This window comes from Roseibium sp. LAB1 (assembly GCF_054658235.1).
On the sequence record NZ_BAAGIB010000004.1, the window covers coordinates 39,800 to 52,417 of the forward strand.

Below are 12,618 nucleotides of genomic sequence, written 5' to 3' on the forward strand. Positions count from 1 at the left end.
GTTGCCCTCCCATTAGACTTGGGAAGGTACACGCGGAAAAACAAGCACGTCTTTCGGATCAGTCGTGACGGCAACGTCCATTCCGCGCTCCCAGGGACTGCCCGCACGAACCCTTGCCTGAAGGGGATGATTGAGCCCGTCTATTGCAATAGACAACAAATCGACCTCACCGACGAATCGTTTCGACCGAATTCTTCCGGGAACACCGCACAATCCAGCATTATTAAGAATAATCCCTTGCGGGCGGACGCAAACGTCCACCTTCTGCCCCTCGGACAGGCCATCCGACGTCAACACACCCACCGGCGTTTCGACCCCCTCCGAGGTGACGACGCCTTCAAGCTGGTTCAATTCGGAAAAGAACCGCGCTGCAAAAAGGTCGACAGGCGACTTGTAGAGATCCGCTGCAGTTCCATGCTGTACCAGGCGCCCCTGTCGCATCAGAGCAATCTTGTCGCCCATGCGCATGGCCTCTTCCGGATCGTGGGTCACAATGATGCATGTGGCCCGCGTTTCGCGAATAACCGCGAGCGTCTCATCGCGGACATTGTCACGAAGCCTCTTGTCGAGACCCGAAAAGGGTTCATCCATCAACAGGATGCCTGGCCGCGGCACCAGCGCGCGGGCAAGCGCTACACGTTGTTGCTCGCCGCCGGAAAGCGCGTGGGGATAGTCTGCAGCATAGTCAGCCAAGCCGACCCGGCCAAGAGCGCTAAGCGCGGCCGCCTGTGCCTCGCGCTTCGGCATGTTTGTCAGACCGAACATCACATTTGCCAGGATGCTCATGTGCGGAAACAGTGCGTAGTCCTGGAACATGAGGCCGACGCCGCGTTTTTCGGGCGGCTGGAAAAGCACATCGTCGGCAATTTCCCGGCCATTGATCAGCACCCTGCCCTTGCTCTGGCGTTCGACGCCTGCAGCAATGCGCATCAAGGTGGTCTTGCCACAGCCCGAGTGTCCGAGCAGGCAAAGAATCTCGCCCGGCGCGATGGACAGGCTGAGGTTTTGTACCGACGTTACGCCATCGTAATCGTGAGAGACATTCTCAAAGACGAGACCTGCGGCGATGGTTGCGCCGGCCGTTCCGGGTGCACCCCAGCTCAGCGGGTGGCCATTGCCATTGGTGGAAGTCGACTTCTTTCGATCGGGCATCAGGATCCGGCGGTCTCGTCCGCTTCATCATCGTCAAACAGAGACCCGTCTTCTAGTGGATCCTCGTCTTCCGTCAATGAGGTATCGTCATTGGGGGTCGGTACGAGGAAGGAGGCCGGCACGGCACTATCCAGGAGCCCTGCTCCTTTCAATTCTTCCAGACCCGGCAGATCCCTGACATTTTCCAGCCCGAAGTGAATCAGGAACTGGTCAGTCGTTCCGTAAGTGACGGGACGGCCCGGGGTTCTGCGACGTCCACGCATTCGTATCCAGGTGGTTTCAAGCAGGACATCGAGCGTTCCCTTGGAGGTGGAAACACCTCTGATCTCTTCTATTTCGGCGCGGGTGACCGGCTGGTGATAGGCAACGATCGCCAAAGTTTCGAGTGCTGCGCGCGACAATTTGCGCTGCTCCTCGACGTTCCGGTGCATCAGGTAAGCCAGATCCTCCGCCGTGCGGAAACACCATTTCCCGGCAACCCTCACCAGGTTGACGCCCCTTGGCGCGTAGGTTTTCTGCAGTTCCTCAAGAATGCTGAGCACATCCGTACCGTCCGGAAGACGCAATGTCAGCTCTTCAAGCGAGAGCGGCTCTGAGGACGCAAAAAGCAGCGCTTCGACCATACGAAGGCCTGAAGGATCCAGAGCATGCGAAGGCGCGGCTTCCTCCGTACTTTCCATCTGCAATAGATCGAAATCAGAGACCATGATCCGGCTCCTTCGTGATGGCGCGGATGTAGACCGGCGAGAAAGGCTCGCCCTGACGGATCTCGACCTGACCTTCTCGTACCATTTCCAGGCTGGCGCTGAAGGTGCTGGCGACGATCGTCGCCCAATCCTTGTTGTCGTAGAGATAGTCTCGGAGATAGGCGTTCAGCGGCGCCCATTCACTGACCCGGCCAACGAGTTTGGTCAAAAGTTCGCGTGCTTCCTGCAAAGACCACACCGTTCTGCGCAGAACACGGACCGAGGTCACAGATTGACGTTGGCGTTGCGTGGCATATGCGGACAACAAGTCGTAGATGGAGGCGTCCCAGATACTCTTGTGCTGGACAGACATGGTTTCCGGATCGCCGCGGTGAAACACGTCCCTGCCCTGCCTGTTGCGAGTCAGGAGTTTTTCCGAAACCTCGCGCATTGCCTCAAGTCGCCGAAGGCGGAAAGCAAGTGCTGCGGCAAGTTCCTCGCCGGTCGGTTCATCCTCGTTCTTCTGTTCGGGCAACAACAGCTTGGATTTCAAGAAAGCAAGCCATGCAGCCATCACCAGATAGTCCGCGGCCAGTTCCAGTCGCATCCTGCGGGCTTCGGCGACGAACTCCAGATATTGCTCAACCAGTTCGAGAATGGAAATACGCGCGAGATCGACCTTCTGCGTCCGTGCAAGACCCAACAGGAGATCGAGGGGGCCTTCGAAGCCTTCCACGTCGACCACAAGCTGCGGATCGGAGCTGGCCCGTTCTTCCGGAGTACTGACGGAACTGAGAAGATCGTAGGAGCCGTCTTCCTGGCTTTTCGTGCTGTTTTCCAATTCCGCCATTACCGCTCCGGTCACACGCCCTGCCAGCCGGTCAAGGTCTGAAATTCTTCAGTGGCTGCCAGCCTGTCAAATTCCGGATCTGGAACCTGGAGGCCGCTTAACGCCTTGTCACATCGCCGTCTGGCTTCTCCCGCAAGTTCGGGAACGACCTTAGCAACAGCGATCATCTCTTCCATATCACCATTGCAGTGCAAAACGATGTCGCATCCCGCCTCGATAATCTTGCCGGACCGATCTTCGAAACTGCCGCCGAGCGCCTTCATGGAGATATCATCGCTCATCAGGCAACCGTCGAACCCGATTTCTCCCCGTATGATCTCCTGAATGATCTTCCTGCTTTGCGTCCCCGCCGTATCAGGATCGATCCCTTCGTATACAATATGGGCTGTCATCCCCAATGACACGTGCGAAAGAGCCTTGAACGGCCGGAAATCCACGCTTTCCAAAGAAGAAAGTGCCGCTTCGACACGTGGAAGCTCCAGGTGACTGTCTACACGCGCCCTGCCATGCCCGGGAATATGCTTGATCACGGGCAAAACGCCGCCCGCCATCGCGCCATTCGCCATCGTCTCACCAAGCAATGCCACCACATCGGCGTCCTGCGACAATGCCCTGTCCCCGATGGCGTCGACAGTGTCCGGAAACCTGACATCAAGACATGGCACGCAATCGACCGTGATGCCGACCTGATAAAGATCGTCGGCAATCAGGCGTCCGGCCAGCCAGGCAGCCCTTTGGCCGGAGGTAGCATCGCGGTTATAAAGATCACCATAAGTTTTCGGAGCCGGATATCTGGGCCAATGAGGAGGCTTCAACCGCTGCACCCGGCCTCCCTCCTGATCCACCAGAACAGGCGCATCCGCACGGCCTACCGCTTCGCGGAAAGCCTCTGTCAGGTTCCGGACCTGCTCCGGCGTTTCGATGTTCCGCGCAAACAGGATCAGACCCCAGGGGTCTTCGGTCCGGAAAAAGTCGATTTCGGATCTTGTCAGGGTCGGTCCGGCGCACCCGGATACAAAGGCTTTGGTCATAGATCCGGCTTAGCCGCAGTGCCGGTACCCGTCAAGAAATGCAAGCACCGCCCCTTGCACCCTTGTCACGATCTTGCAATCTAGACGGCCATCGTCCCTGATCTGATTGGAGCCTCCATGCGCGCGCGTCTCGACATTCCGGCCGGCACCCTGCACCGTTTTTCCCATAGATCTGAAATCCTTGGACGAAACCGGCTGGGCGACACGGCAACGCGCGAAATCATCGTCTATACACCGCATGGGCACGACGGCAGCGGTCTTCCGCTTCTGGTGGATATCGTCGGCTTTACGGCCGGAGGCCCTGCACATGTCAACTGGAAGAACTTTGGTGAAAACGTGCCGGAACGGCTCGATCGGCTTATCCACGACGGCGACATGCCGCCGGTTGCTGTCGCGTTTCCAGATTGTTTTACCCGTCTGGGGGGCAACCAGTATATCGACAGTGACGCCATGGGGCCCTGGGCAACCTGGTTGACCACCGAAATGCTGGAAGACATCGAAAACCGCTTCAAATGTGGCGGCGCCGGCAAACGCGGCATCTTCGGAAAGTCGTCCGGCGGTTACGGTGCGATCATCCACGCGATGAAACATTCCGACGTCTGGTCCGCTGCCGCCTGCCACTCAGGGGACATGGCCTTCGAGCTATGCTACCTGCCGGAAATGCCAAGCGCATTAAGAGCCATTGCCAAGGCCGGTTCAATCGAAGCCTTTGTCAGGGATTTCGAAAAGGGTCCGAAATATCCGGGCAATTCACTGCATGACCTGATGACCTTCGCCATGGCAGCAACCTACGACCCCGATCCAGATCCGGAAGTCTTTTGCGGCATCCGGCTTCCGGTCGATCCGGAAACCTGTGAACTGATCGAGGAACGCTGGAATACCTGGCTGAAATGGGACCCGGTTCATATCGTCGGCGACCATCTCGATGCGCTGAAATCGCTTAAAGGCCTTTGGATCGAATGCGGTGATGTCGATCAGTACAACCTGGTCTATGGCGCCCGCCGTCTGCACAGGAAACTGACCGACGCGGGTGTAGATCATGTCTATCAGGAGTTCAGCGACAATCACTCGTCGGTGGATTACCGGCTCGATGAGAGCCTGCCGTTTCTGGCAGAAAAACTCAGCAATTGACGGACCCCACCAGGCCTTTCATGAGGCCTGGCGTATCTTGCGAAACGGATTGGGCAGGGTCAGAACCGCGCCTCCGGCAACGATCAGCACAGCTCCAAGAACCGCAATGCGTGTCGGCACTTCGCCCCAGACCGCAAAGCCAAACGCCGCAGACATGAGCACCGAGCCGTAATAAACAGGTGCCAGTGTCGCAGCTCCTGCTCGCCTGTATGCTGAAATATTCAAGGACTGGCCGACAATCGCCAATGGTCCCATCCAGGCAAAGACGAGCAGATTCTGCCAGGCAACCCCTTCCCTGATGATCAGCCAGAGCACAGGCCCGCTCAGCAGCACCGCTGCGAAAACATTGACATAAGCGAGGATGGTAATGGTGTCCTCACGCTGCGCGATATAGCGCATGATCAACGCTTCACAGGCCATGAAGAGTGCGCCCATGAGTGCTGCAACGATACCGGCAATTGCCGGTTCGGCGTATCCCGCACCGCTTTCCGCGGACCGGACCACGAGATACGCACCGAAAGCGCACAATATACCAGCGACCCAATGACGGCCGGTGATCACCTCCTTCAGGATCAAGCCGGCCAACACGATGGCAATTATGCCTTTTGTCAGACCGATCGCCGTCGCATCCGCCAACGGCAACACGCTGGCAGCATAGATCGAGCTGGCAAGTCCGCCCACGCCGCAAAACGACCGCATGAGATGTAGTTTCCACAGCGGGCTCAGACACGTGAAAACCGGCACACGCCTGACCGCCGCAACGCTCACGATCGTTGCGGCTCCCCCAAGGAAGCGCAGCCAAACCAGAACAGCGACCGGAAGCAAACCTCCGGACAATTTACCGGCAGCAAATATCGGCGTGAAAGCCACCATGCCCGCCAGTGCGAGTACCAGTGCAAGCAGCGTGTTGTCCGGGCGGTGATAGACAGAATTCTGCGACATGTGTCAGGTCCAATTAAATCCGTTGAAGTCTTATCACCGGGCAAACATTCTGATCAGTCCTGAAAATCCAATAACGGGTATGCAGAAACGCATTGCGTTGCCCTTCTTGCTGCATATTGGTATAACCTCCCCATGAACTGGGATGACCTGAAACTGGTCGATGCCGCAGCACGATTTCGCTCGCTCTCCGGGGCGGCGAAGGCGTTGGACATCAGCCAACCGCAACTGAGCCGCCGGCTGAAGAGCTTCGAGGACCGGATAGGTGCCAGGCTTTTTGACCGGACGCCGACAGGTCTGAAACCAACAGATGCCGGTCTGCGCCTGATCCCGCTTGCGGACGACATGCGCAAGAAGGCCGAGGCAGCGGCGCGGATCCTTCCCGACCTCTGCGGTTCAACTCTGAAGGTCGTTCGGGTTGCCGTGGACGAAGTGCGCGCACGAGTTCTAACCGACCGCTTCGAGCTGCTGACCGGTTTGCTCGACGGTGTAGAACTGGAGCTGATATCGAGCCACCAACCTGTCAATCACCAATCACGCAGTATTGAGCTTCAGATCCGCAACTGCCTACCGGAAACGGACACGTTGATTGCCCGGAAAATCGGCGAACTTGCATATGCTGTCTACGGTTCAGCCAACTATGTCGCTAACCATCCGGCCGCCAGAACACCAGACCGCTACAGGCTTTGCACATGGCTGGGGTTTGCGCCTGACGACCTCTGGTATCCGTCCCAGATGCGCTGGCTGGAGTCCCGGTTGTCTGAAATGCCGAAACTGCGCTCAAACACGATGACCACGCTCATGAACATGACCGCATCCGACGCAGGTTTGTGCCTCTTGCCTGTCTTCATGGGGGACAGCAATCGTGATTTGGTCAGACTGACAGAGCCACTCGCGGAACTGACAAACGTTGAACATATCATCGTCCATCGAGATCTGCGCCGGGAGCCCGCTGTCCGACAGGCCATGGATGCCATTGCCGTGGTCTTCCGACATATGGGACCTCAGTTGCGCGGTGTCACACTTGATGAGCCTGTTGCCGCAGCACAATAAAACGGCCGGGAAATCCCGGCCGTCTCTGTAACATCTTAGAAGATCAGGACCAGGCCTGTGGTCAGGGCTGTCTGCGTACGAAGCAATCGCCGCCGGCAGCCTGAAGACTTTCACACAGACCAATGGCTTCATCACGTGTGCCAGTCGGGATACGTGCCCGGTAGAACACACCTCTGTCTTCGACGGTTGCGGCAACGATCACCGCATTCCGGTTGCCCAGAATAGCCGGGAAGCGTCGCTGCAAACCGGAATATGCGTCGCTCGCGGCAGCTTCCGAACGCTGAGAAGTTACCTGAACGATATAAGTGCCCGACGGAATGCTGCCGCCAGAGGTGCTGGCAACAGGTGCCGGAGTTGCAGGAGCCGTCGCAGCAGGAGCCGTAGCTGGCTGGGTCAGGTTAAGCGGGCGATCGGTCTGAGGAGCTTGCGCCGGGGCTGTCGTAGCCGACGGTGCACTCGCGACCTGGACCGGAGCGTCTGGTTTCTTGCGCGGCACAACCGACAGCACCGGCGCTGCAGGCTCGCTTGCGGTCGGTTCCGGAGCGACATCCGCACCGGTTACAATTGCAGGCGTATCGGGCACTGCCGCTTCTGGTGCAGTTCCAGCCGAATCCTCGGGGGCGACATCGGCGCCGGTGACGACTGGAGACGTTGAAACCACGCGCGACTCGTCATTGTCGGATGCAGTATCAGGCTGGGTCGGTGTTGCCGGTTGCGGCTGCGCAGGCGTTGCGGTGGCAGGTTCCTGCCCCTCCGGAATGATGGTGCCATCCGGTCGCACAACAACAGTTCTTACGCGTTTCGGCGTACCCGGCACTAGATCAGCGTCGCCATTGGTACCTGCCGGTGCAGGCGGCAATTCTGCAAGCTGCGGGGATTCCGTCGGTATCAATTTATCGGGACCGGCAACACCGGTGCCATCGACACGATCGTAAATAAGCTTGCCGGCCTGATCGTCAGCAGAAGCCTGGCTCTGCTCCGGATAAACCTTGAGCGGTTCCTGCAGACCGCTAATGATCGGTGGCGGCCCACTGGGAACCGGAACGGCGTCACTGTCGATCAAGAAAAACCCGGCGCCACCCAGAACGGCAACACCAAGCACTCCTGCGGCAACGAACAGACCTTTCCGGGACTTTTCACCGGAATGGGGAACCGCATTTCGTTCTGCCGCTGAATGGGGCGGCAGGACGCCGGCGCCAGTCAGGCTCGGATCACTTTCCTGCATCGCCCGCGCGACAGCATCCAGGTCATAACCTTCCGGCGGTGGTGGCGTTTCGTCGTCTTCCGATTGTGGAACCGAGGCTGCAGCGGCCGGCCAGGCCATGTCGTCCAAATCCGGCTCGGCTGCAGATGCTTCCTGTGCCGGCGGTTCAACGGACCCTCCGACAGGCTTTCGCGCTGTTGGGGCCGGGAAATCGAGATCAGCAAACAGTGCATCAATGCCTGCCGGATCTCCCGTCTGTTCCTGCGCAGCATCCACATCGTGCGACGCCGGCTCGGATTGAGCCGGGTTCAGTGCCGCGAAAAAATCGTTTTCATCAATCTGCGGGCGCTGCCCAGTCACCGGCTGCTGATAGCGGGGAGCCTGGACCGGCTGCTCCTCCCGGACGACAGGAGCAGCGGGTTCTTCGTGTTGTACACCACCGAGCCGGTAATCGTCTGCAGACCGCGCAGGAGCTGAAGGCGCTGACGAGCCTGACAGCGTGGCACCAAAGGCTGGAGACACGGTCGGTGCGAACGGCTTCTGGGGAGACTTTCTGAAGCTTTCAGAACCCGAAAAGTCGGATTTTTCTCGGGCGTAGAGCGGCGCTGCGGGCTCGGCTGGCGCGGCATCTTGTGTTTCCGCAGCAAAGCTCCCGGCCGGCTCAGCAACCGGTTGGGTCTCGTCGACGGACTGGCGCAAGGCACCAATCAGTTCGTCTTCCAGCTCGGCCGTGAGGTTCTGCTCCAGATCCATCGCGACAGAGGGAGCGAGATACGATCTGTCATTGGCAGCATCCGGTTGGGCCTGCACCGCCGGTGCCTGAGGTGTGCGGAACTGCACGACATGATCGATCGGGGATGGTGCGGCACTTGCGGCCGGAGCGACTGGCTGAACCGGTTCGCTCACGGGTTCCGACTGCGGCTCACTCGGCCACAACGAAGACACGTGAGACGATGATGCCTTCGGAGACTTTTGCGCCGGTTCTTCAAGGTCAAAGGAATGCTCGAAGCTCGTTGACGGATTTGCCGTGTAGAAGTCATTCGTAGCAACTTCAGACGTTGCACGAGGCTCTTCAGCAATATCATCGCGAGCGTTCGATCCGGATGAAGTCGTCACCGGGCGAATGTTCGCAAATGACGGTTCGATGCGCGACGGCGCCGGGGTGGATTCTGCAGGCGCGTCGCTTGCAACATCGTCCAGCCCCGCAAAATAATCTGTACTACCAACGCGGCCGCTGTTCACATTTGCCCCCGATTGCTTGTTCTTGTGGACAATCCGCGCCAATTCAACCAGCGGATCCTCCGCGGCCGGCCGTTCACCGCCCACCTCGTTCTGCGAGGCGCGCAAATCTGATCGCTTTGTTTCGTAGTCTTGTGACATGAGCTTTACGAAAACCGGTCCACTTCAAGTCGCTGGCGATCCATTAAATCGTTTCCAGCGGCCATTAAAACTAGCGCATTTCTTCAGGAGCATTCACGCCGAGAATCGTTAGACCTGAAGCGAGCACCAAAGATACTGCACGAACCAAAGCAAGACGCGCTAGGGTTAATTTCAAGTTACCGGCCTGAATAAAACGTAAATGAGGCAATTCGTAGCCTTTATTCCAATGGCCATGCAAAGAACTAGCGAGTTCATGCAGATAAAACGCAATTCTGTGCGGCTCATGTGTTTCTGCGGCTGCTTCGACCACTTTCGGCCATTCTGCCATCTTGGCGAACAGCTCCTGCTCGCCAACGTCGTCCAGCAGGGAGAAATCAGCTCCGGACAGATCATCAACCGTGAACCCGGCTTCCTTGAGTTCATCAGCCGCCTGTCTGAGCACCGAGCAGCACCGCGCGTGACCGTACTGAACATAGAAGACCGGATTGTCTTTCGACTGTTCGGTGACTTTCTTGAAGTCGAAATCCAGCGGCGCATCGTTCTTGCGGAACAGCATCATGAAGCGAACCGGGTCGGGTCCAACTTCGTCGACAACGTCGCGCAGTGTGATGAAATCACCGGACCGTTTCGACATCTTCACCGGTTCGCCATCACGCATAAGCTTAACGAGCTGGCAGAACCGGACCACGACTTCCGTCTTGCCGTCTGAAATTGCCTTGCCAACAGCCTGAAGACGTTTGGCATATCCGCCGTGATCCGCACCAAGCACGTAGATCGTTTCGGAAAATCCGCGTTCGAACTTGTCCTGAAAATAGGCAACGTCGGCAGCGAAATAGGTGTAAGACCCATCGGACTTCTTCAAGGCCCGGTCGGTATCGTCCCCAAAATCGCTTGCGCGAAACAGCGTCTGTTCACGATCTTCCCAATCGTCCGGAACCTGCCCCTTTGGTGGTGGCAGCGTACCCTCGTAGATCAGTCCCTTGTTCCGGAGGGTCTCGAGCATGTGGTCGATCTTGGACCCATTGCCAGCTCCGCGATCGTGCAGCGTTCGTTCGGAATAAAACACTTCATGCTCGACCCCCAGCGCGGCCAGATCCTGGCGGATCAGTTCCAGCATTGCGGCGATCGCGCGCTCCTTGACCATCGGTAGCCATTCACTCTCATCCTTATCGATGAGTGATGAACCGAACTCGGCCTTCAGTTGCTCGCCAACGGGCTTGAGATAGTCACCCGGATAGAGGCCGGCCGGAATGTCGCCGATGTCTGCGCCCAATGCCTCGCGGTAGCGCAGAAAGGCACTGCGGGCCAGCGTATCGATCTGCGACCCGGCATCGTTGATGTAGTACTCCTTGACCACCTCGTTGCCAGCAAACGCCAGGACGTTGGCAAGAGCATCACCCACGACGGCACCCCGGATATGGCCGACATGCATCGGACCGGTCGGGTTGGCGGAAACGTATTCGACGTTGACCTTCGGCGCAGGTGAACGTTCCTGTGCCCCGAACCGGACACCTTCGGCGAGAACGCTGGCCAGAACCCTGTGCCACACACCCTGGGCAACCCGCAGATTAATAAAGCCGGGGCCGGCAATCGTCGTTTCGGTGATCTCCGGGTCGGCATTGAGCTGGGCTACAAGCTGCTCGGCCAGATCACGCGGCTTCACACCGAGCGGTTTTGCCAGAACCATTGCAGCGTTGGTGGCAAGATCACCATGTGCCGGATCGCGCGGCGCTTCGACCACGACTCGCGAAAAATCTGGCGACTCTCCATTTGCATCTTTTAAATCAAGGCTTTGAAGAGCGTCTTTGACGCGTAGCGTGAAGTCCGCGAAGATATTCATAGAACACCGGTCAGGTTTTGGTTTTCAAACACAAAGCCCCCGCGCGCTGCGAAGGCCAAAGCCTTCGGCGCCACAGGGCTTTGAAAGTCGATCAAGCGCCTACCCCAAATCAGGAGTGTCGTCAAACAGTCTACGGTGCTCCTCGATCGCATAGCGGTCGGTCATACCGGCGATATAGTCACAAACCAGCCGTGCGATTTCCGTTTCACTCAATTTGCCAAGGCCGCTGTTCCAGGGTTTTGGCATCAGATCCGGTTCGGCCAGGAACCTGCTGAACAGATCCCGAACCACCCTTGCCACCAGTTTGCGAACCGCCAGAACATCGGCGTGCCGGTAGACCCGCGCAAACAGAAAACGCTTCACTTCCTTTTCCGCGGCAGCCATTTGGTCGGAGAAGCCGACAAGGCAACGTCCGGCCATCCGAATCTCCTGCACATTTTGCGGTGCGACCTCATTCAGGTTGCGCACCGCCTCGCGAATGACGTCTTCCACCATGCGTGTAATCGACCGCCTGACAATCTCATGAATGCGGCGGCTTTCCTCCAGGCCCGGATACTTGCCGTCCACTTCGGCTAGAATGTCGGCCAGAAAAGGCACGTCGCGCATGTCTTCGATCGCAAAAAGCCCTGCCCTCAATCCGTCATCGAGGTCATGTGCGTCATAGGCGATATCGTCTGCGATGGCAGCTGCCTGCGCTTCGGCGCCCGGCCAGGTATACAACAGAAGATCCTGCTTGCCGGCATAGTCACGGATCGCAAACGGCAATTGGCCGCCCTTGAATTTGCCAAGGGGGGCACCGTTTGCATCGATCAGCGGCCCATTGTGTTTGACCAGCCCCTCCAGCGTTTCCCACGCAAGGTTCAGACCATCGAACTCCGCATATCGTTGTTCCAGGTGCGTCACGACCCTGAGCGATTGTGCGTTGTGATCGAAACCGCCGAAGGGTGCCATGCATTCATGCATGACATCTTCACCTTCATGGCCGAACGGCGTATGGCCAAGGTCGTGAGACAAGGCCAGACATTCGGCCAGATCCTCATCAAGCCGAAGGGCGCGAGCCAGAGAGCGCGCGATTTGCGACACCTCGATGGTATGGGTCAATCGCGTGCGGAAATGATCGCCTTCGTGATAGACAAAAACCTGTGTCTTGTGCTTGAGCCTGCGAAAGGCGGACGAATGAATTATTCTGTCACGATCTCGCTGGAAAGGTGTGCGCGTCGGGCTGTCAGGCTCGGGGAAGAGCCTGCCCCGGCTTTCCTGAGGGTTTTCCGCATAGATTGCGCGGGTTTGCCCCCCAAATCCGATATCCGCTTTCATCTGTTTCCAGCCATCCTTCACAGACCCCGTCCGTG

At 58.1% G+C, this 12,618-nt stretch carries 10 protein-coding genes; 2 read left to right on the top strand and 8 right to left on the bottom strand.

Annotation, left to right across the window (positions count from 1 at the left end; all coding sequences use genetic code 11):
- Nucleotides 1-12 precede the first annotated feature (12 nt).
- From ACYQ54_RS21665 to nagZ, 4 genes are read right to left on the bottom strand one after another with little or no spacing between them, the layout of a single operon-like run.
- Nucleotides 13-1,152 carry an ABC transporter ATP-binding protein gene (locus ACYQ54_RS21665; protein WP_460086175.1) on the bottom strand — a complete coding sequence of 380 codons (1,140 nt, stop codon included), beginning with the start codon at nucleotides 1,150-1,152 and terminating at the stop codon, nucleotides 13-15.
- On the bottom strand, nucleotides 1,152-1,859 hold the full coding sequence (scpB, locus tag ACYQ54_RS21670) for an SMC-Scp complex subunit ScpB (RefSeq protein WP_460086176.1): 708 nt from the start codon (nucleotides 1,857-1,859) through the stop codon (nucleotides 1,152-1,154). The genes ACYQ54_RS21665 and scpB overlap by 1 nt, the downstream gene beginning before the upstream one ends.
- Nucleotides 1,849-2,688, bottom strand: coding sequence for a segregation and condensation protein A (locus ACYQ54_RS21675; RefSeq protein WP_460086177.1), 840 nt, complete (start codon nucleotides 2,686-2,688; stop codon nucleotides 1,849-1,851). Before ACYQ54_RS21675 ends, scpB begins: the two co-directional genes overlap by 11 nt.
- A gap of 11 nt (nucleotides 2,689-2,699) precedes the next feature.
- Complete coding sequence (gene nagZ, locus ACYQ54_RS21680; protein ID WP_460086179.1) at nucleotides 2,700-3,719, bottom strand: beta-N-acetylhexosaminidase; 1,020 nt, start codon at nucleotides 3,717-3,719, stop codon at nucleotides 2,700-2,702.
- Between the two features lie 117 nt (nucleotides 3,720-3,836).
- On the opposite strand from nagZ, the gene ACYQ54_RS21685 reads away from it, so the two are divergent.
- Nucleotides 3,837-4,850 (top strand): alpha/beta hydrolase, encoded by a 1,014-nt coding sequence (locus ACYQ54_RS21685; protein ID WP_460086180.1) that lies wholly within the window; start codon nucleotides 3,837-3,839, stop codon nucleotides 4,848-4,850.
- Nucleotides 4,851-4,868: 18 nt separating this feature from the next.
- Here the strand turns inward: ACYQ54_RS21685 and ACYQ54_RS21690 are convergent, their stop codons facing one another.
- Nucleotides 4,869-5,792 carry a DMT family transporter gene (locus ACYQ54_RS21690; RefSeq protein WP_460086182.1) on the bottom strand — a complete coding sequence of 308 codons (924 nt, stop codon included), beginning with the start codon at nucleotides 5,790-5,792 and terminating at the stop codon, nucleotides 4,869-4,871.
- Between the two features lie 132 nt (nucleotides 5,793-5,924).
- Between ACYQ54_RS21690 and ACYQ54_RS21695 the strand changes: the two genes are divergently transcribed.
- Entirely contained in the window at nucleotides 5,925-6,842 is a 918-nt protein-coding gene (locus ACYQ54_RS21695) for a LysR family transcriptional regulator (RefSeq protein ID WP_460086184.1), read from the top strand.
- Between the two features lie 61 nt (nucleotides 6,843-6,903).
- Here the strand turns inward: ACYQ54_RS21695 and ACYQ54_RS21700 are convergent, their stop codons facing one another.
- From ACYQ54_RS21700 to ACYQ54_RS21710, 3 genes are all read right to left on the bottom strand, one after another.
- Nucleotides 6,904-9,426: an SPOR domain-containing protein gene (locus ACYQ54_RS21700; protein WP_460086186.1), complete on the bottom strand. Its 2,523-nt coding sequence runs from the start codon at nucleotides 9,424-9,426 to the stop codon at nucleotides 6,904-6,906.
- 70 nt (nucleotides 9,427-9,496) lie between these two features.
- Entirely contained in the window at nucleotides 9,497-11,266 is a 1,770-nt protein-coding gene (argS, locus tag ACYQ54_RS21705) for an arginine--tRNA ligase (protein ID WP_460086187.1), read from the bottom strand.
- Nucleotides 11,267-11,365: 99 nt separating this feature from the next.
- Nucleotides 11,366-12,583 carry a deoxyguanosinetriphosphate triphosphohydrolase gene (locus tag ACYQ54_RS21710; RefSeq protein WP_460086189.1) on the bottom strand — a complete coding sequence of 406 codons (1,218 nt, stop codon included), beginning with the start codon at nucleotides 12,581-12,583 and terminating at the stop codon, nucleotides 11,366-11,368.
- Between the last annotated feature and the right edge of the window lie 35 nt (nucleotides 12,584-12,618).

Excerpts from the sequence above, each read along its gene's own strand:
- ACYQ54_RS21665 (WP_460086175.1), bottom strand. The coding sequence starts at position 1,152 with ATGCCCGATCGAAAGAAGTCGACTTCCACCAATGGCAATGGCCACCCG.
- scpB (WP_460086176.1), bottom strand. The coding sequence starts at position 1,859 with ATGGTCTCTGATTTCGATCTATTGCAGATGGAAAGTACGGAGGAAGCC.
- ACYQ54_RS21675 (WP_460086177.1), bottom strand. The coding sequence starts at position 2,688 with ATGGCGGAATTGGAAAACAGCACGAAAAGCCAGGAAGACGGCTCCTAC.
- nagZ (WP_460086179.1), bottom strand. The coding sequence starts at position 3,719 with ATGACCAAAGCCTTTGTATCCGGGTGCGCCGGACCGACCCTGACAAGA.
- ACYQ54_RS21685 (WP_460086180.1), top strand. The coding sequence starts at position 3,837 with ATGCGCGCGCGTCTCGACATTCCGGCCGGCACCCTGCACCGTTTTTCC.
- ACYQ54_RS21690 (WP_460086182.1), bottom strand. The coding sequence starts at position 5,792 with ATGTCGCAGAATTCTGTCTATCACCGCCCGGACAACACGCTGCTTGCA.
- ACYQ54_RS21695 (WP_460086184.1), top strand. The coding sequence starts at position 5,925 with ATGAACTGGGATGACCTGAAACTGGTCGATGCCGCAGCACGATTTCGC.
- ACYQ54_RS21700 (WP_460086186.1), bottom strand. The coding sequence starts at position 9,426 with ATGTCACAAGACTACGAAACAAAGCGATCAGATTTGCGCGCCTCGCAG.
- argS (WP_460086187.1), bottom strand. The coding sequence starts at position 11,266 with ATGAATATCTTCGCGGACTTCACGCTACGCGTCAAAGACGCTCTTCAA.
- ACYQ54_RS21710 (WP_460086189.1), bottom strand. The coding sequence starts at position 12,583 with ATGAAAGCGGATATCGGATTTGGGGGGCAAACCCGCGCAATCTATGCG.